Origin of the sequence: Streptomyces sp. NBC_00386, assembly GCF_036063235.1 — a bacterium.
Lineage (GTDB): Bacteria > Actinomycetota > Actinomycetes > Streptomycetales > Streptomycetaceae > Streptomyces.
The window spans coordinates 6,977,257-6,996,688 of record NZ_CP107950.1 but is presented as its reverse complement, the minus strand read 5'-3'; the positions used below and the strand labels follow the sequence as shown (position 1 = coordinate 6,996,688).

The following is a 19,432-nucleotide window of genomic DNA, read 5'->3' as shown; positions in this document are numbered from 1 at the left end:
CCGCATGGTGCCGCAGACACGGCCCTGGGCCGAAGGCGTCACCCGCTGCCTAGTGCGCCGCCGACTCCCAGTCCCGGCCCGCGCCGACGGAGACGTCCAGCGGGACGTCGAGCCGGACCGCGGACGCCATCTCGTGACGCAGCAGTTCCTCGGTCCGCTCACGCTCACCAGGAGCGATCTCCAGCACGATTTCGTCATGGACCTGAAGCAGCATGCGGGAGTCGAGCTTCGCCTCGCGCAGCGCCCGGTCCACGTTCAGCATCGCGATCTTCACGATGTCGGCGGCCGTGCCCTGGATGGGCGCGTTCAGGGCCATCCGCTCGGCCGCCTCACGGCGCTGGCGGTTGTCGCTGTTGAGATCGGGCAGATACCGGCGGCGCCCGAAGAGCGTCGCGGTGTAACCCGTGGCCCGGGCCTCGTCGACCGCCCGGCGCAGATAGTCCCGCACCCCGCCGAAGCGCTCGAAGTACGTGTCCATCAGCGCACGGGCTTCACCCGCCTCGATGTTCAGCTGCTGCGACAGACCGAAGGCCGACAGCCCGTACGCGAGGCCGTACGACATCGCCTTGATCTTGCGGCGCATCTCGGCGTCGACCGCGGACCGCTCCACCGAGAACACCTGGGAGGCGACGGTGGTGTGCAGGTCCTCACCGGAGGTGAACGCCTCCAGCAGGCCCTCGTCCTCGGACAGATGGGCCATCACCCGCAGTTCGATCTGGCTGTAGTCCGCGGTCATGAGGCACTCGAAGCCCTCACCGACGACGAAGCCGCGGCGGATCGCACGGCCCTCGTCCGTGCGCACCGGGATGTTCTGCAGGTTCGGATCGGTCGACGACAGCCGGCCGGTCGCCGCGACCGTCTGGTTGTACGTGGTGTGGATACGGCCGTCCGCGGCGATCGACTTGATCAGGCCCTCGACGGTGACGCGCAGCTTGGCCTGCTCACGGTGACGGAGCATGATCACGGGCAGTTCGTTCTCGGTCTGCGTCGCCAGCCAGGCCAACGCGTCCGCGTCCGTCGTGTACCCCGTCTTGGTCTTCTTCGTCTTCGGCAGGGCCAGTTCACCGAAGAGGACCTCCTGGAGCTGCTTGGGCGAACCGAGGTTGAACTCGTGCCCGGCGGCCGCGTGCGCCTCCTTCACCGCCTGCTGCACCGCGCCGGCGAACATCTGCTCCATGGCCTCCAGATGCGACCGGTCCGCCGCGATGCCGTGCCGCTCCAGACGCGCCAGCAGACTGGACGTGGGCAGCTCCATGTCCCGCAGCAGATCCGCCGCGCCGACCTCCTGGAGCTTCTCCCCGAACGACTCCCCCAGATCGAGGATCGTCCGGGCCTGCGCCATCAGCGCGTCGGCCTCGGCCTGCTCGTCCGCACCGAACGCGAGCTGTCCGTCGGCCGCGGCGGCGGGCCCGAGCTCCCGGCCCAGATACTCCAGGGAGAGCGCGTCCAGCGCGAAGGAACGACGGCCCGGCTTGACCAGATAGGCCGCGAGGGCCGTGTCCATGGTCACACCCTCGATGCTCCAGCCGTGCTCGGCGAAGACCCGCATCGCGCCCTTGGCGTTGTGCATCACCTTGTGCCGACCGGAGTCGGCGAGCCACGCGGCGAACGCGTTCTCGTCGGCCTCGTCCAGCCGGGACGGGTCGAACCAGACCGCCGGCCCCGCACCCGCCGCGAGCGCCACCTCGGCGACCGACCCCGAGCCCAGCGCCCACGAGTCGACCGTCGACACGCCCAGCACCCCGGTGCCGTGCTCGGCGAGCCACGGCACCAGCTCGCCCGCGCCCAGCACCGTGCCGTCGATCTCGACGCCCTCGACGACGGGCCGCGCCTCCTCGGCCTCCGCGGCCCCCGGGTCCACGGCGAGAAGCCGTTCCCGCAGCGAGGGGTTACGGATCTCCAGGGTGTCCAGGACCATCGCGAGCGCCGTACGGTCGTACGGGGCCCGCTCCAGATCCGCCACCGTCCGCGGCAGCTCGACGTCCTTGACCATCTCCGTGAGACGGCGGTTGAGCTTCACCGCCTCCAGATGATCGCGCAGGTTCTGCCCGGCCTTGCCCTTGACCTCGTCGACCCGCTCGACCAGCTCCGCGAACGAACCGAACTGGTTGATCCACTTCGCGGCCGTCTTCTCACCCACACCGGGAATGCCCGGCAGGTTGTCCGACGGGTCACCGCGCAGCGCCGCGAAGTCGGGGTACTGCGCCGGCGTCAGCCCGTACTTCTCGAAGACCTTCTCCGGAGTGAACCGGGTCAGCTCGGAGACACCCTTCGTCGGATACAGCACCGTCGTGTGCTCCGAGACCAGCTGGAAGGAGTCACGGTCACCCGTGACGATCAGCACGTCGAAGCCCTCGGCCTCGGCCTGGGTGGCGAGCGTCGCGATGATGTCGTCGGCCTCGAAGCCGTCCACCGCGAAGCGCTGCGCGTGCATCGCGTCCAGCACCTCGCCGATCAGCTCGACCTGCCCCTTGAACTCGTCCGGGGTCTTCGACCTGTTCGCCTTGTACTCGGTGAACTCCTCGGAACGCCACGTCTTGCGCGACACGTCGAACGCCACCGCGAAATGCGTGGGCGACTCGTCGCGCAGCGTGTTCGCCAGCATCGACGCGAAACCATAGATGGCGTTCGTCGGCTGACCCGTCGCGGTGGTGAAGTTCTCCGCGGGCAGCGCGAAGAACGCGCGGTAGGCCAGCGAGTGCCCATCCATGAGCATCAGGCGCGGGCGGCCCGTACCTGCGGTTTTCTCGGTCTGCTTCGATGCTGTCTCTGCCACACCCCCGATCCTGCCACGGCCCACTGACAACGAGAGCCGTCCCGGCCCGGCACACCCCCTCCCCGCCCCGCATTCCCACGACCCACGGCCTTCGCCGTCGGCCACGCGTGCGAGGATCGAAGCGGTACGAAGACACGCACACCGACGTGCGCACGCGAAGGGGTTCAGCGATGGCCAGCAAGCCGCCGAAAAGCGATCCGGTCCAGGACGCTCCGCAGGTAGCCGGACCGAAGCACGCCGCGGCCGGGCTCCCCGCCATCGGACACACCCTTCGCATCGCCCAGCAGCAGATGGGCGTGCGCCGCACCGCCCTCACCCTCCTGCGCGTCAACCAGAAGGACGGCTTCGACTGCCCGGGCTGCGCCTGGCCCGAACCCGAGCACCGGCACGCCGCGGAGTTCTGCGAGAACGGCGCGAAGGCCGTCGCCGAGGAAGCCACCCTGCGCCGGGTGACCCCCGACTTCTTCGCCGCGCACCCCGTCTCCGACCTCGCCCGCCGCAGCGGCTACTGGCTCGGCCAGCAGGGCCGCCTCACCCACCCCATGTACCTGGCCGAGGGCGCCGACCACTACGAGCCCATCGCCTGGGAACGCGCCTTCGACATCGTCGCCGAGGAACTCGCCGCGCTCGGCTCCCCCGACGAAGCCCTCTTCTACACCTCGGGCCGCACCAGCAACGAGGCCGCCTTCCTGTACCAGCTCTTCGCCCGCGAGCTCGGCACCAACAACCTGCCGGACTGCTCGAACATGTGCCACGAGTCGTCCGGCTCGGCCCTCAACGAGACCATCGGCATAGGCAAGGGCAGCGTCCTGCTCGACGACCTCTACCGAGCCGACCTGATCATCGTCGCCGGCCAGAACCCCGGCACGAACCACCCGCGCATGCTCTCCGCCCTGGAGAAGGCCAAGGCCAACGGCGCGAAGATCATCACCGTCAACCCGCTGCCCGAAGCGGGCATGGAACGCTTCAAGAACCCGCAGACCCCCCAGGGCATGCTCAAGGGCGCCGCGCTCACCGACCTCTTCCTCCAGATCCGCCTCGGCGGCGACCAGGCCCTCTTCCGCCTGCTGAACAAACTGATCCTCGACACCGAGGGCGCCCTCGACGACACGTTCATCGCCGAACACACCCACGGATTCGAGGACTTCGCCCAGGCCGCCCGCGCCGCCGACTGGGAACAGACCCTCACCGCCACAGGGCTCACCCGCGACAGCATCGACGAAGCCCTCAAGATGGTCCTCGCCTCACGGCGCACCATCGTGTGCTGGGCGATGGGCCTCACCCAGCACAAGCACTCCGTCCCCACCATCCGCGAAGTCGTCAACTTCCTGCTCCTGCGCGGCAACATCGGCCGCCCCGGCGCCGGCGTCTGCCCCGTCCGCGGACACTCCAACGTCCAGGGCGACCGCACCATGGGCATCTTCGAACGCCCCGCCCCGGCCTTCCTCGACGCCCTGGAGAAGGAGTTCGGCTTCAAGCCGCCCCGCGAACACGGCTACGACGTCGTACGCGCCATCCGCGCCCTGCGCGACGGCGACGCGAAGGTCTTCTTCGCCATGGGCGGCAACTTCGTCTCCGCCTCCCCCGACACCGACGTCACCGAGGCGGCCATGCGGCGCGCCCGGCTCACCGTCCACGTCTCCACCAAACTCAACCGCTCGCACGTGGTCACCGGCGCACGCGCCCTCATCCTGCCCACCCTCGGACGCACCGAACGCGACCTCCAGGGCAGCGGCGAACAGTTCGTGACCGTCGAGGACTCCATGGGCATGGTGCACGCCTCACGCGGCCGCCTGGAGCCCGCGAGCCCCCACCTGCTGTCCGAGCCCGCCATCGTCGCCCGCCTCGCCCTCAAGGTCCTCGGCGAGCGCAGCAGCACCCCCTGGGAAGAGTTCGAGAAGGACTACGCGACCATCCGCGACCGCATCGCCCGCGTGATCCCCGGCTTCCAGGACTTCAACGCGCGCGTGGCCGACCCCGCCGGCTTCGCCCTCCCCCACGCCCCCCGCGACGAACGCCGCTTCCCGACGGCCACCGGCAAGGCCAACTTCACCGCCGCACCCGTCGAACACCCCGAACTCCCCGAAGGCCGCCTGCTCCTGCAGACCCTGCGCTCGCACGACCAGTACAACACCACCATCTACGGACTCGACGACCGATACCGGGGCATAAAGAACGGCCGCCGGGTCGTCCTCGTCAACCCCGACGACGCCCGCGAACTGAAGATCACGGACGGCTCGTACGTCGACCTCGTCGGCGAATGGAAGGACGGCGTCGAACGACGCGCCCCCGGCTTCCGCGTCGTGCACTACCCCACCGCCCGCGGCTGCGCCGCCGCCTACTACCCCGAGACCAACGTCCTGGTCCCCCTCGACTCGACCGCCGACACCAGCAACACCCCTGCCAGCAAGTCCGTGGTCGTCCGTCTGGAACAATCGACAGCCGACTGAGCGTTCGCTCAGCAAGGACATCCACGACGAAGTGGTCCACGACGAACGGAGCCGGGCGCCATGGGCGAACAGCACACCCCGAAGTTCCCGCAAGGGGTCATCGACGAGTACGCCACACTCGGTGTCGACCTGCCCGCCCTCTTCTCCGCGGGCCACCTCGGCAACCGCATGGGCGTCCAGATCACCGAGGCCTCCGCGGACCGCGTCGTGGGCACCATGCCCGTCGAGGGGAACACCCAGCCCTACGGCCTCCTCCACGGAGGAGCCTCCGCCGTCCTCGCCGAGACCATCGGCTCCGTCGGCGCCATGCTCCACGGCGGCATCACCAAGATCGCCGTCGGCGTCGACCTGAACTGCACCCACCACCGCGGCGTCCGCTCCGGCCTCGTCACCGGCGTGGCCACACCCGTCCACCGCGGACGCACCTCGGCGACGTACGAGATCGCCATCACCGGCGAGGACGGCAAGCGCGTCTGCAGCGCCCGCCTCACCTGCATCCTCAAGGACGCGCCCCAGAGCTGACACCCGGACGGCCCCGGGGCCCTGCGAAGCCCTCCGGGGCGCACGGATCCCCGGGGCACTCCCAGGCTCTCCGAGGCACACGGACCCCGAGGGCGCCCTCAAGCCCTCCGAGCGCGAACCCTCCAGGACGCTCCGGGGGCCTCCAGAGCCCCCCGAGGCGCTTCAGGGACACACGGCCCCCCGGAAGCCGCCCCGAGGCCCTCCGGGTGGCACACGGACCCTCCGAGTCGCCCCGAGACCCTCCGGGACACACGAACCCTCGGAGCCGAGGCTCTCCAGGGCACGCGGCTCCCCGAGCGCCATGAGGCGCGCGAACTCCGCCGGCCCCGCCGAGGGTCTCCTGCCGCCCGACCCTCCCGAGTCCTCCGGTTCCCCCGGCCCGCCCCGCACTCCAGGGCCACGAAAGTGTTCGCCGAGCCCCACGGGTTCACGGACCGTCCAGAGGCTCGCAGCCCCTCCAGGGGTTCGCCGCCCCCTCCCGATCCGCGGATCCGCCGAAGTCCAACCCTCCACCCCTCGAATCCCGTTGGGACGCGGCCCACCCGGAGCCCGGACCCTCATCGCGATCGCAACCGGCACCCCGTCGCCCCACCCCGGCCACCGCCCGTGACCGCCGAGCGCACAGCTCACCGCCGCAAGTGCCGCGCCGGCACGCGCGCTTCCCTTCCGCTTCGAGGCCGGCAGCGCCCGCCGCACAGCCGCCAGCGCCCACCAAGTAGGCATCGGACCCGCCGAGTTGAGCGCGAAAACCCACCCCCCACTGCCACTGACAGTGAAGGCCGGAAACGCCCGCCTCATCGCCTTGCGCGGCGCCGTATACAACCGCGCCGGGCCGCCGCACGCCGCCGAGGCCCCCCACCCCGACCCGCCCGTCCACGACAACAACGCACAGCAACAGCAAAGCCTCACTTCGGCGGCACACGGCCGCTCGGCCCGAGGACCGGACCACGCGGCCCCGGCTACCCCAACAGGCTCTTCCCCACACCCACTTCACCCGGCCAGGACGCCGGCGACCGCATCACGCGGTGGTAACAGTCGGTTACCTCTGCCGCAATAAAGCAATCCCCGCGCCGCGAGCCGCGCCGCACCGCGCTCCGAGCGGCCCCCCGAGCCGCCACCACGCGTACAGCTTCCGGTATCCGCCATCAACCCGGAACAGCGCGTTCTCACCATGCGAACACACAACCGCTCCCGGCCGACACGTCGAAATGCTCCGATCGTCCGCCCCACGCCCCGCGAGGCATCCCCCGGATAACAAGAGCGTCACAGCCTTCCCCACGCTCCTCCCCACCCCCCCAACCTGCGCTTATAGTCACGGCCAGTCACCGCGCCGCCGGGCGCGTCACTGCACGGCCCTGCTTCACCCAGTACGGCCCGGCGAGAAACACGGCCCCCACCCTGGGGTGCCGCGCCAGGGAGAGGATTCAACGTGCGACAGCGTTCTATGGTCATACTCACCGCCGTGCTCACGACAGGAGCACTCACGCTGACCGCCTGCGGCTCGCGCGACGACAGCGGCGACAGCAAGAGCGACAAGAAGACCGAGATCATCATCGGCGTGGACGCGCCGCTGACCGGTCAGAACTCCGCCACCGGCCTCGGCATCCAGGGCGGCGTCCAGATCGCCGTCGACGACGCCAACAAGAACAACACCGTCCCCGGCGTGACCTTCAAGGTCAAGGCGCTCGACGACAAGGCGATCCCGGCCTCCGGCCAGGCCAACGCCACCCAGCTCGTCCAGGACGACAAGGTCCTCGGCGTCGTCGGCCCGCTGAACTCCGGCGTCGCCACCCAGATGCAGCAGGTCTTCGACACAGCAGGCCTCGTCGAGATCTCGCCGTCCAACACCGCCCCGGAGCTCACCCAGGGCAAGAACTGGCAGACCGCCAAGTCCCGCCCGTTCAAGACCTACTTCCGCACCGCCACCACCGACGCCCTCCAGGGCGGCTTCGCGGCCGACTACGCCTACAACACGCTGAAGAAGCGCAAGGTGTACGTGGTCGACGACAAGCAGACCTACGGTGCCGGCCTCGCCAAGCTCTTCAAGGCCGGCTTCACCAAGTCCGGCGGCAAGCTCGCGGGCGAGGACCACGTCAACACCGGCGACACGGACTTCTCCGCCCTCGTCACCAAGATCAAGAACTCCAAGGCCGACCTCGTCTACTACGGCGGCCAGTACGACGAGTCCGAGAAGCTCACCAAGCAGCTCAAGGACGGCGGAGTCAAGATCCCGCTGTTCGGTGGCGACGGCATGTTCTCCGACACCTACATCCAGACCGCCGGCAAGCCCTCCGAGGGCGACCTCGTCACCTCGGTCGGCCAGCCCGTCGACTCCCTGGCCTCCGCCGCCGACTTCATCAAGAAGTACAAGGCGTCCGGCCTCAAGGGCGACTACGGCACCTACGGCGGCTACTCCTACGACGCCGCCACGGCCATCATCAAGGCCATCGGCGCTGTCGTGAAGGACGGCAAGATCCCGGACGGCGCCCGCGCCAAGATCGTCGCCGAGGTCCAGAAGACCAAGTTCGACGGCATCGCCGGCCCCGTCTCCTTCGACGACTTCGGTGACACCACCAACAAGCAGCTCACCGTCTACCAGGTCGTCGACGGCAAGTGGAAGGCCGTCAAGAGCGGCACGTTCAACGGCTGATCAGCAACACCCGGGCCACTCCGGCGGATCGGTCCGACTCCAGGCCACGGCGCCCGAAACGGCACCGTGAGCCCGGTCCGATCCACCGGACAGGCCCTCAGCACAACCACAGGGCCGCGCGGCCACGACCACACGTCACCGCGCGGCCCGCTCCATACGCCCTGATCAACTCTCCCCACCACATGGAGGCCACGCGGTGAACACCCTGCCGCAGCAGCTGGCCAACGGGCTGTTCCTCGGCTCGATGTACGGGCTGATCGCCATCGGCTACACGATGGTGTACGGCATCGTCCAGCTCATCAACTTCGCCCACGGCGAGATCTTCATGACCGGCGGCTTCGGCGCACTCTCGGTCTACCTGTACGTTCTGCCAAACGGCACATCCATGTGGATAGCCCTCCCAGCGATGCTGATAGGCGGCGGAATCGTCTCCGTCCTCATCGCCGTCGGGGCCGAACGCTTCGCCTACCGCCCCCTGCGCGGAGCGCCACGCCTCGCACCGCTCATCACCGCCATCGGTCTGTCCCTGGCCCTCCAGCAGATCGTCTTCAACACCTACCCCGATGCCAAGACCGACCTGAAGTTCCCCCAACTTCCCTTCGGCACCGTGCACATCGGCTCGGTCAGCATTCAGAGCGGTTCGGTCTTCGTCATCGTCGCCGCCCCCCTGTGCATGGCGGCCCTCGCCCTGTTCGTCAGCCTCTCCCGCACCGGCCGCGCCATGCAGGCCACCGCGCAGGACCCTGACACCGCACAGCTCATGGGCATCGACACCAACCGCATCATCGTCATCGCCTTCGCCATCGGCGGCTTCTTCGCCGCTGTCGCCGCCGTCGCCTACGGCCTGCGCTACGGCACCGTCAAGTACGACATGGGCTTCCAGATGGGCCTCAAGGCCTTCACCGCGGCCGTCCTCGGCGGCATCGGCAACATCTACGGCGCCATGATCGGCGGCCTCGTCCTCGGCCTCGCCGAAACCATGGCCACCAGCTACATCGACGGCATCCCGGGCATGCAGCAGCTCGGCGGCGGCGGCTGGTCCTCCGTCTGGGCCTTCGTACTCCTCATCCTCGTACTGCTGTTCAGGCCACAAGGCCTCGTCGGCGAACGCGTCGCGGACAGGGCGTGAGCACCATGGCAACCACCGAGACCACCACCTCCGAGCGCGGCCTGATCGCACTCCCCGAGAGCGCCGCCCGTGCCCTCATCGCGATCGGCGCCATCGCCACCATCGCCAGCACGTTCATGTCCTGGACCTACACGTCCGACTTCCCCGGGGACCTCACCTACTACGGCTCCCCGGCCGGACTCCAGATCCTCGACATCGTCGCCGGCGCGCTCACCCTCCTCTTCGCCCTGACCCTCTGGAACATCCGCGGCCTCGGCTGGCTCAACCCGGCGGGCGCCACCCAGCCCGTCGTCCTCGCCGCCGCCTCCGCGTTCGCCGTCAGCTGGTTCAGCGCCATCGCCATCGCCGTCGACCTCAAGGGCCTCGTCGCACTCGACCCCGGCGCCTACCTCGCCGCCGTCGGCTCCCTGATCGCCCTCCTCGGCACCCTGGCACTCCCCAAGCCCGGTGACACCTTCAAGGACTACGTCACCAAGCCCGACCTCATCCCGCCGGCCGCCAAACTGCCCGGCTGGGTCGAGCGCCTCGTCATCACCGCCGCCACCGCCGTCGCACTCATCGCGTTCACGTACGGCATCGGCGTCGACCCCGACGCGAGCGAAACGTTCCTGGGCTACCTGCTCCTCGTCGTCTTCGGCACCTGGGCCCTCCAGACCGCCGGACTCTTCGACCGCTTCGCCCAGCTCAACGCCCGCCACAAGGGATTCGCCACCACCATGGCGTTCCTCGCCGCGGCGATCTTCCCCTACGTCGCGGACAACGAGCACAACGCCAACGTCGGCGTGAGCATCCTCGTCGTCGGCACCGTCGCCCTCGGCCTCAACATCGTCGTCGGCCTCACCGGACTCCTCGACCTCGGATACGTCGCCTTCCTCGGCGTCGGCGCCTACGCCGCGGCCCTCGTCTCCGGCTCCGAGTTCTCCCGCTTCTCCGGCGTCCAGTTCCCCTTCTGGGCCGCCATGCTCACCGGCATGGCCGCGTCGCTCGTCTTCGGCGTCCTCATCGGCGCCCCCACCCTGCGACTGCGCGGCGACTACCTCGCCATCGTGACCCTGGGCTTCGGAGAGATCTTCCGCATCGCCGTCAACAACCTGGACGGCGCCTCCGGACCCAACATCACCAACGGCCCCAACGGCATCTCCATGATCCCGGACCTCAACATCTTCGGGTTCGACTTCGGTACCACCCACGACGTCGCCGGCCACGCCCTCGGGCGCTTCGCCAACTACTTCCTGCTGATGCTGCTCATCACCGGACTCGTGGTCGTCGTCTTCTCCCGCGCCGCCGACTCCCGGATCGGCCGCTCCTGGATCGCCATCCGCGAGGACGAGACCGCCGCCACCGCCATGGGCATCAACGGCTTCCGCGTCAAGCTCGTCGCCTTCGCCCTCGGCGCCTCCCTCGCCGGCCTCGCCGGCACGGTCAGCGCCCACGTCGGCTACAGCGTCAACCCGGCCCCGTACCAGTTCGCCGGCTCCGTACCCCCGAACTCCGCCTTCCTCCTCGCGGCGGTCGTTCTCGGCGGCATGGGCACCGTCAGCGGACCCATCCTCGGCGCCACCCTGCTCTACCTCCTCCCTGAGAAGCTCCAGTTCCTCAAGGAGTACCAACTCCTCGCCTTCGGCGTCGCGCTCGTCGTCCTCATGCGCTTCCGCCCCGAAGGCATCATCGCCAACCGCCGCAACCAGCTCGAATTCCACGAGAGCGACGACAGCGACGAGACCGTCCACATCCCCGAACAAGGCCTGCCCGACTCCACCGTCGGCGTCACCAAGGCAGGGGCGTAACCAACATGACCACCACCACAGCCCCCAGCCCCGTCCTCGAAGCCACCGGCGTCACCATGCGGTTCGGCGGCCTCACCGCCGTCCGCAACGTCGACCTCACGGTCAACGCCGGAGAGATCGTCGGCCTCATCGGCCCCAACGGCGCGGGCAAGACCACCTTCTTCAACTGCCTCACCGGCCTCTACGTCCCCACCGAGGGCAAAGTCGCCTACAAGGGCAAGGTGCTGCCCCCCAAGCCGCACCTCGTCACCAGCGCCGGCATCGCCCGCACCTTCCAGAACATCCGGCTCTTCGCCAACATGACCGTCCTGGAAAACGTGCTCGTCGGACGCCACACCCGCACCAAGGAAGGCCTCTGGTCCGCCCTCCTGCGCGGCCCCGGCTTCCGCAAGGCAGAAGCCACCTCCCGCGAACGCGCCATGGAACTGCTGGAGTTCATCGGCCTCGCCCACAAGGCCGACCACCTCTCCCGCAACCTCCCCTACGGCGAGCAGCGCAAGCTGGAGATCGCGCGCGCGATGGCGAGCGAGCCGGGCCTGCTCCTCCTGGACGAGCCCACCGCCGGCATGAACCCCCAGGAAACCCGCGCGACCGAAGAACTCGTCTTCGCCATCCGCGACCGGGGCATCGCCGTCCTCGTCATCGAGCACGACATGCGCTTCATCTTCAACCTGTCCGACCGCGTTGCCTGCCTCGTCCAGGGCGAAAAGCTCGTCGAAGGCACCTCCGAGGTCGTCCAGGGCGACGAACGCGTAGTAGCCGCCTACCTCGGAACCCCCTTCGAGGGCGCCCCCGGCGCGGAGGAACTCGCCGAGGTCGAGGCCGCGGAAGCGGCGGGAACCGCCGAAGCCGTGACCGCGACGGACACCGCTCCGAAGACCGAGGAAGCCGCCCCGGCCGACGCCGCCCCCGAAGCCGAGGAAGCCGAAGCAACCCCGGCGGCCGAGGACAGCACGGACACCGACGAAGCCCCCGAGGCCGAGGAAACGTCCGACGCCCCCGAGGCCACCGAGGAGCCCGAGGACGCCACCCCGGCCGACGACTCCGACGCCCCCACCGCGTCCGACGACTCCGACGCACAGGGCAGCAGCACCAGCAAGGAAGGAACCGCCCAGTGACCGCACTGCTCGAGGTCGAAGACCTCAAGGTCGCCTACGGCAAGATCGAAGCCGTCAAGGGCATCTCCTTCACCGTCGAAGCCGGCCAGATCGTCACCCTCATCGGCACCAACGGCGCCGGCAAGACGACGACCCTGCGCACCCTCTCCGGGCTCCTCAAGCCCAGCGGAGGCCGCATCCTCTTCGACGGCCAGCCCCTCGCCAACGTCCCCGCCCACAAGATCGTCGCCCTCGGACTCGCGCACTCCCCCGAGGGACGCCACATCTTCCCCCGCCTCTCCATCGCGGAGAACCTCCAGCTCGGAGCCTTCCTCCGCAGCGACAAGGCGGGCATCGAGAAGGACATCCAGCGCGCCTACGACCTCTTCCCCATCCTGGGAGAGCGCCGTAAGCAGGCCGCAGGCACCCTCTCGGGCGGCGAACAGCAGATGCTCGCCATGGGACGCGCCCTCATGTCCCAGCCCAAGCTGCTCATGCTCGACGAACCCTCCATGGGCCTCTCGCCGATCATGATGCAGAAGATCCTCGCCACCATCGCCGAACTCAAGGCGTCCGGTACGACCATCCTGCTCGTCGAGCAGAACGCCCAGGCGGCGCTCTCCCTCGCCGACCAGGCCCACGTCATGGAGGTCGGCAGCATCGTCCTCTCCGGCACCGGCCAGGACCTCCTCCACGACGAGTCCGTCCGCAAGGCGTACCTCGGCGAGGACTGATCCACCGCGGCCCGGCCGCACACACGAAGAGGCCCGCACCTCCGTCAGGGGTGCGGGCCTCTTCCGTCCGCCACGACCAGGCGGACCAAGCTCTACGGCAAGGGCGCTGAACTAGCCCTTCGCCGCCTTCTTCTCCTCGGCGTCCTCGATGACCGCCTCGGCCACCTGCTGCATCGACATACGGCGGTCCATCGACGTCTTCTGGATCCACCGGAACGCCGCCGGCTCCGTCAGGCCGTACTCCGTCTGCAGCACCGACTTCGCGCGGTCCACCAGCTTGCGCGTCTCCAGACGCTGCGTGAGATCCGCGATCTCACCCTCCAGCGCCTTCAGCTCCGCGAACCGGGACACCGCCATCTCGATCGCCGGCACCACGTCGCTCTTGCTGAACGGCTTCACCAAGTACGCCATCGCGCCCGCGTCACGGGCCCGCTCGACCAGGTCGCGCTGCGAGAACGCGGTCAGCATCAGCACCGGGGCGATCGACTCCTCGGCGATCTTCTCCGCCGCCGAGATGCCGTCCAGCTTCGGCATCTTCACGTCGAGGATCACCAGGTCGGGCTTGTGCTCCCGGGCCAGCTCGACGGCCTGCTCACCGTCACCGGCCTCACCTACGACGGTGTAGCCCTCTTCTTCGAGCATCTCTTTGAGGTCGAGGCGGATCAGCGCCTCGTCCTCGGCGATGACGACACGGGTCGTCAGCGGAGGCACGTGCGACTTGTCGTCGTCGGGCGCGTCTACGGGCTGGGGCGACTCGGGGGCGGTCACGGGGGCTCCTCATTGCGGGCCGGGCAGGTAGTACTGCTTAAGAAGACTACCTAGCGGCGGCGGACCGCGATGACCCGGTATGCTTCCGCAGAGTCACTCACGCCGGGTTGGCGCAACTGGTTGACGCGGAGGTCTCAAACACCTCTGTCCGCAAGGACATGTGGGTTCGAATCCCATACCCGGCACAGATCATCGCAAAGCGGAGGTCCACGTTCTCGTGGACCTCCGCTTTTTGCTGCACATGGTGACGATCAGCAACGCACAGTGTTCACATGAACGCGCATGGAACTGAAGTACGGCAGAAGACTCTCGCCCTGCTCCGCGACGGGGCCAAGAACACCGACGTGGCACGACGGTTCGGCGTTCCGCCGGGAACGGTCAGCTACTGGAAGCACGTGGACCGAGTTAAACGCGGCGAGCCGGTCACCGTTCGCCCGTCGCTCCTCTGCCCGAGGTGCAACGGCCGTGACCTCGACAAAGCCTCGTACAGCTATCTCCTCGGCCTGTATCTGGGCGACGGACACATCAGTCACTACGCGAAGCACAAAGTGCCCAGCCTCATGATCACCCTCGACGACGCCTGGCCAGGTATCCAGGACAGCACGGAACGCGCCCTGCGGACCGTGTTCCCCCACAACGCCACGTGCCGCGTGCGAAGCAAGGGCGCGCACAACATCAAGGTGTACTTCAAGCACCTCGACTGCCTCTTCCCGCAGCACGGCCCCGGCAAGAAGCACGAGCGCCCCATCGTCCTCGAACCCTGGCAGCAGGAGATCGTCGACGCCCACCCCTGGGAGTTCGTCCGGGGGCTGATCCACTCCGACGGCTGTCGCATCACCAACTGGACGACCCGACTCGTCGGCGGTGAGCTCAAGCGTTACGAGTACCCCCGGTACTTCTTCACCAATGTCTCGGACGACATCCGGCAGCTCTTCACGGACACCCTGGACAAGCTCGGGGTCGACTGGACGCACTGCACCCGCCACGGGAACCCGTACAACATCTCCGTCGCCAAGAAGGCCTCCGTAGCCCTCCTCGACGCCCACGTGGGCCCCAAGTACTGACCGGCGACGGAGAAGGCCCCGCTGCCCGCTACTTGGGGCTGTCGTCCTCGCCGATGTGGTGGACGCGGACCAGGTTCGTGGAGCCGGTGACTCCGGGCGGGGAGCCGGCGGTGATCACGACGATGTCACCCTTGGCGCAGCGGCCGTACTTGAGGAGGAGTTCGTCGACCTGGTCGACCATGGCGTCGGTGGAGTCGACGTGGGGGCCGAGGAAGGTTTCGACGCCCCAGGTGAGGTTGAGCTGGGAGCGGGTGGCGGGGGTGGGGGTGAAGGCGAGGAGGGGGATGGGTGAGCGGTAGCGGGAGAGGCGGCGGACGGTGTCGCCGGACTGGGTGAAGGCGACGAGGAACTTGGCGCCGAGGAAGTCGCCCATTTCGGCGGCGGCTCGGGCGACGGCTCCGCCCTGGGTGCGGGGTTTGTTGCGTTCGGTGAGGGGCGGAAGGCCCTTGGCGAGGATGTCTTCTTCCGCCGCTTCGACGATGCGGGACATCGTCCTGACGGTCTCGATGGGGTATTTGCCGACGCTGGTCTCGCCGGAGAGCATGACGGCGTCGGTGCCGTCGATGACGGCGTTGGCGACGTCGGAGGCTTCGGCGCGGGTGGGGCGGGAGTTCTCGATCATCGAGTCGAGCATCTGGGTGGCGACGATGACCGGCTTGGCGTTGCGCTTGGCCAGCTTGATCGCGCGCTTCTGGACGATGGGGACCTGTTCCAGGGGCATTTCGACGCCGAGGTCGCCGCGGGCGACCATGATGCCGTCGAAGGCGGCGACGATGTCGTCGATGTTGTCGACGGCCTGGGGCTTTTCGACTTTGGCGATGACGGGGAGGCGGCGGCCTTCCTCGTCCATGATGCGGTGAACATCGTGGATGTCCTTGCCGCTGCGGACGAAGGAGAGGGCGATGACGTCGAAGCCGGTGCGCAGGGCCCAGCGGAGGTCGTCCTCGTCCTTGTCGGAGAGGGCGGGGACGGAGACGGCGACGCCGGGGAGGTTGAGGCCTTTGTGGTCGGAGACCATGCCGCCTTCGATGACGGTGGTGTGGACGCGGGGGCCGTCGACGGAGGTGACTTCGAGGCAGACTTTGCCGTCGTCGACGAGGATGCGTTCACCGGGAGTGACGTCCGTTGCCAGTCCGTCGTAGGTGGTTCCGCAGTGGTCGCGGTCGCCTTCGGCGCCTTCTTCGACGGTGATGGTGAAGGTGTCTCCGCGTTCAAGGAGTACGGGGCCTTCGGTGAAGCGGCCGAGGCGGATCTTCGGGCCTTGAAGGTCGCCGAGGATTCCGACGCTGCGGCCGGTTTCGTCGGATGCCTTTCGGACGTGTCGGTAGCGTTCCTCGTGGTCGGCGTGGGTGCCGTGGCTGAGGTTGAAGCGGGCTACGTCCATTCCGGCTTCGACCAGGGCTTTGATCTGGTCGTACGAGTCGGTGGCGGGGCCCAGTGTGCAGACGATTTTCGCTCGGCGCATGATTCGAGCCTAGGCCTTACCGGTCGGTAGAGAATTGGTCGCGCATGACTACTCAACAACCTTTGCGTGAAGGGTTATTGACAACTGTTGAATTGTGCGCCGCGCCGCTCCGATGAGCGGAGCATGGTGCTCGGTGTGGCGGGCGCGTTCTTCGGCCTGTGCCCGTCCAGTGTGCGCCGGGCTGTGGGGTGGGTGCACGGAAGAGCCTTGTGGTGACTTTCCGTGATGCTGCCAGGTGCGGCTAGAGCCGTGGCGGTGCCATGGTGAAGCGGGCGTTGACCTGGGCGTGGACGTGCTGGCGTTGGGGTTCGAGGTCGAGGGGGGCGGGTTCGTCCTCGGTGGGGCCGGCGCCGTAGGCGGCCCGGCTGAGCGCGCGGGTGCTCTGGGGGACTCGGGGGTGGGTGTCCTCGGCGCCGGTGTCGGCGAGTTCGACGAGTGCGGTGAGGGTGGTGTCGAGGGCTTCGGCGTATTCGCGGGCGCGTTGGACGGCTTCGCGGACGGCCTGTTGGCGTGCGGTGCGGTGGGCGGGTGAGTCGGGGCGCAGGGCCCACCAGGGGCCGTCCACGCGGGTGAGGTCGAGGTCGGCGAGGGCGGTGGTGAGTTCGCCCAGTGCGGTGAAGTCGTTGAGCTCGGTGGTGATGTGGACGAGGCCGTGGTGGGTGCGGACGCGTTCTCCGCGGCCGTGCCGGCCGAGTTCGGGTGTGATGGTGAGGGCGCTGGTTTCGAGGCGTTCGACGGCGTCGCCGTAGGTTTTGACGAGGTCGAGGGCGAGGGTGTTGCGGCGGGTGAGGTCGGCGAGGGTTTCGCGTCGGTCTTTGCCGCGGGCGGTGACGGTGATGGTGATGCGGGCGATCTCGGGGTCGACTTCGAGACGGGCTTCGCCTCGGACGGCGATGCGGGGTGTGTCGGGGGTGCCGTAGGGGACGGCGGGTGGGGTCGGGTGGGTGGCGGGGGCGATGTCGGGGGTCATACGTCCCACTCTGTCAGGGAGTGGGGGGTCCGTGGCGCCGTACGGCCACGAGATGGAAACCTCCAGGGTCTTTTGCGGGGGCGGGTGTTGGGTCAGAATCTACGCGCGTCGTTGACCAATTTCCCGAGGAGTTCGAGCCATGCCGTTGAATCGCCGGAAGTTTCTGAAAGAGTCCGCCGTGACGGGCGCGGGGGTGGCGCTCGCGGGTGTGGGCGCGGCTCCGGTGGCGCAGGCCGCGGAGAGGGCGAAGGGGGGCCGGCCGGTGAAGCGGTACGAGCTGACGGTCATGGGGACGACCGATCTGCACGGTCATGTCTTCAACTGGGACTACTTCAAGGACGCGGAGTACGCGGACAAGGCGGGTAACGCTCAGGGTCTGGCGCGCATCTCGACGCTGGTGAACGAGATCCGTGCGGAGAAGGGGCGTTGCAACACGCTGCTGCTGGACGCCGGTGACACGATCCAGGGCACTCCGCTGACGTACTACTACGCGAAGGTGGATCCGATCACCGCCAAGGGTGGTCCGGTGCACCCGATGGCGCAGGCGATGAACGCGATCGGGTACGACGCGGTGGCGCTCGGGAACCACGAGTTCAACTACGGCATCGAGACGCTGCGGAAGTTCGAGTCGCAGTGCCGTTTCCCGCTGCTGGGTGCGAACGCGCTGGACGCGAAGACGCTGAAGCCGGCGTTCCCTCCGTACTTCATGAAGGAGTTCCACGTCCACGGCGCGCCGCCGGTGAAGGTGGCGGTGCTGGGTCTGACGAACCCGGGTATCGCGATCTGGGACAAGGCTTATGTGCAGGGGAAGTTGACGTTCCCGGGTCTTGAGGAGCAGGCGGCGAAGTGGGTGCCGAAGCTGCGGTCGATGGGTGCGGACGTGGTGGTCGTGTCGGCGCATTCGGGTGCGTCGGGTACGTCGTCGTACGGTGACCAGTTGCCGTACGTGGAGAATTCGGCGGCGTTGGTGGCGCAGCAGGTGCCGGGGATCGACGCGATCCTGGTGGGTCACGCGCATCTGGAGATCCCGGAGTTGAAGGTCACGAACACGGCGACGGGGAAGACCGTCGTGCTGTCGGAGCCGCTGGCGTACGCGGAGCGGATGTCGGTGTTCGACTTCGCGCTGGTCTTCGAGAAGGGGCGCTGGACGGTCGAGTCGGTGGCCGCGTCGGTGCGCAACACGAACTCGGTGGCGGACGACCCGAAGATCACGCGGCTGCTGAAGGACGAGCACGACGTGGTGGTGGCGTACGTCAATCAGGTGGTCGGTACGGCGACGGAGACGTTGACGACGGTGGAGGCGCGTTACAAGGACGCTCCGATCATCGATCTGATCACCAAGGTGCAGGAGGACGTGGTCAGGGCGGCGCTGGTGGGGACGCAGTACGCGTCGTTGCCGGTGATCGCGCAGGCGTCGCCGTTCTCGCGGACGTCGGAGATCCCGGCCGGGGATGTGACGATCCGGGATCTGTCGAGTCTGTATGTGTACGACAACACGCTGGTGGCGAAGGTGTTGACGGGTGCGCAGGTGCGGGCGTACCTGGAGTATTCAGCGAACTATTTCGTGCAGACGCCTGTGGGTGCGGTGGTCGACACGGAGAAGCTGACGAACGCGAACAGTCGTCCGGACTACAACTACGACTATGTGTCGGGGCTCGCGTACGACATCGACATCGCGCAGGCGGAGGGTTCGCGGATCAAGAACCTGACGTTCGGCGGTGCGCCGTTGGATGACGCTCAGCAGTTCGTGTTCGCGGTGAACAACTACCGTGCCAATGGTGGCGGCGCGTTTCCGCATGTCGCTTCGGCGACCGAGGTGTGGTCGGAGTCGACGGAGATCCGGACGCGTATCGCGGAGTGGGTCACGGCGAAGGGTGTGCTGGACCCGAAGGAGTTCGCGTCGGTGGACTGGAAGCTGACGCGTGAGGGTGTGCCCGTGTTCTAGGGCGTTTTTGGTTCAGGTCGGTTCAGGTCGGCGGCGTCGGCGCGGTTTCTCGCGTCGGCGCCGTTTGTCTTGGGC

The 19,432-nt window shown here is 68.3% G+C and carries 13 protein-coding genes and 1 tRNA gene; 10 read left to right on the top strand and 4 right to left on the bottom strand.

Annotated features, from left to right (window positions below):
* Positions 1-49: 49 nt before the first annotated feature.
* Positions 50-2,776, bottom strand: a complete 2,727-nt coding sequence (polA, locus tag OG780_RS30650) for a DNA polymerase I (protein WP_328453598.1) — start codon at positions 2,774-2,776, stop codon at positions 50-52.
* A gap of 170 nt (positions 2,777-2,946) precedes the next feature.
* Here polA and OG780_RS30645 point away from each other — a divergent pair, with 170 nt between their 5' ends.
* The 7 genes from OG780_RS30645 (at position 2,947) to OG780_RS30615 (ending at position 13,145) form a co-directional block, all read left to right on the top strand.
* Complete coding sequence (locus tag OG780_RS30645) at positions 2,947-5,226, top strand: FdhF/YdeP family oxidoreductase (protein ID WP_328453596.1); 2,280 nt, start codon at positions 2,947-2,949, stop codon at positions 5,224-5,226.
* 60 nt (positions 5,227-5,286) lie between these two features.
* Positions 5,287-5,748 carry a PaaI family thioesterase gene (locus OG780_RS30640; protein ID WP_328453594.1) on the top strand — a complete coding sequence of 154 codons (462 nt, stop codon included), beginning with the start codon at positions 5,287-5,289 and terminating at the stop codon, positions 5,746-5,748.
* Between the two features lie 1,444 nt (positions 5,749-7,192).
* Positions 7,193-8,398, top strand: a complete 1,206-nt coding sequence (locus OG780_RS30635; protein WP_328458494.1) for a branched-chain amino acid ABC transporter substrate-binding protein — start codon at positions 7,193-7,195, stop codon at positions 8,396-8,398.
* Between the two features lie 196 nt (positions 8,399-8,594).
* Positions 8,595-9,527, top strand: coding sequence for a branched-chain amino acid ABC transporter permease (locus OG780_RS30630; RefSeq protein ID WP_326788391.1), 933 nt, complete (start codon positions 8,595-8,597; stop codon positions 9,525-9,527).
* Positions 9,528-9,532: 5 nt separating this feature from the next.
* Positions 9,533-11,314, top strand: a complete 1,782-nt coding sequence (locus tag OG780_RS30625; RefSeq protein ID WP_328458492.1) for a branched-chain amino acid ABC transporter permease — start codon at positions 9,533-9,535, stop codon at positions 11,312-11,314.
* A 5-nt stretch (positions 11,315-11,319) separates the two neighbouring features.
* Entirely contained in the window at positions 11,320-12,432 is a 1,113-nt protein-coding gene (locus OG780_RS30620) for an ABC transporter ATP-binding protein (protein WP_328453592.1), read from the top strand.
* Complete coding sequence (locus tag OG780_RS30615; protein ID WP_328453590.1) at positions 12,429-13,145, top strand: ABC transporter ATP-binding protein; 717 nt, start codon at positions 12,429-12,431, stop codon at positions 13,143-13,145. Before OG780_RS30620 ends, OG780_RS30615 begins: the two co-directional genes overlap by 4 nt.
* 111 nt (positions 13,146-13,256) lie before the next feature.
* On the opposite strand, the gene OG780_RS30610 is transcribed toward OG780_RS30615, so the two are convergent.
* Positions 13,257-13,913 (bottom strand): ANTAR domain-containing response regulator, encoded by a 657-nt coding sequence (locus OG780_RS30610; protein WP_326788388.1) that lies wholly within the window; start codon positions 13,911-13,913, stop codon positions 13,257-13,259.
* 101 nt (positions 13,914-14,014) lie between these two features.
* Between OG780_RS30610 and OG780_RS30605 the strand changes: the two genes are divergently transcribed.
* Positions 14,015-14,098, top strand: a tRNA-Leu gene (locus OG780_RS30605).
* 87 nt (positions 14,099-14,185) lie between these two features.
* Positions 14,186-14,977, top strand: a complete 792-nt coding sequence (locus OG780_RS30600) for a helix-turn-helix domain-containing protein (RefSeq protein ID WP_328453586.1) — start codon at positions 14,186-14,188, stop codon at positions 14,975-14,977.
* Between the two features lie 28 nt (positions 14,978-15,005).
* On the opposite strand, the gene pyk is transcribed toward OG780_RS30600, so the two are convergent.
* Both pyk and OG780_RS30590 read right to left on the bottom strand, forming a co-directional pair.
* Positions 15,006-16,442, bottom strand: a complete 1,437-nt coding sequence (gene pyk, locus OG780_RS30595; RefSeq protein WP_328453584.1) for a pyruvate kinase — start codon at positions 16,440-16,442, stop codon at positions 15,006-15,008.
* A gap of 241 nt (positions 16,443-16,683) precedes the next feature.
* Complete coding sequence (locus tag OG780_RS30590) at positions 16,684-17,412, bottom strand: SIMPL domain-containing protein (RefSeq protein WP_328453582.1); 729 nt, start codon at positions 17,410-17,412, stop codon at positions 16,684-16,686.
* A gap of 139 nt (positions 17,413-17,551) precedes the next feature.
* Here OG780_RS30590 and OG780_RS30585 point away from each other — a divergent pair, with 139 nt between their 5' ends.
* A complete protein-coding gene (locus OG780_RS30585; RefSeq protein WP_328453580.1) occupies positions 17,552-19,357 on the top strand; it encodes a 5'-nucleotidase C-terminal domain-containing protein in 1,806 nt (601 codons plus the stop codon).
* The last annotated feature ends 75 nt before the right edge of the window (positions 19,358-19,432 follow it).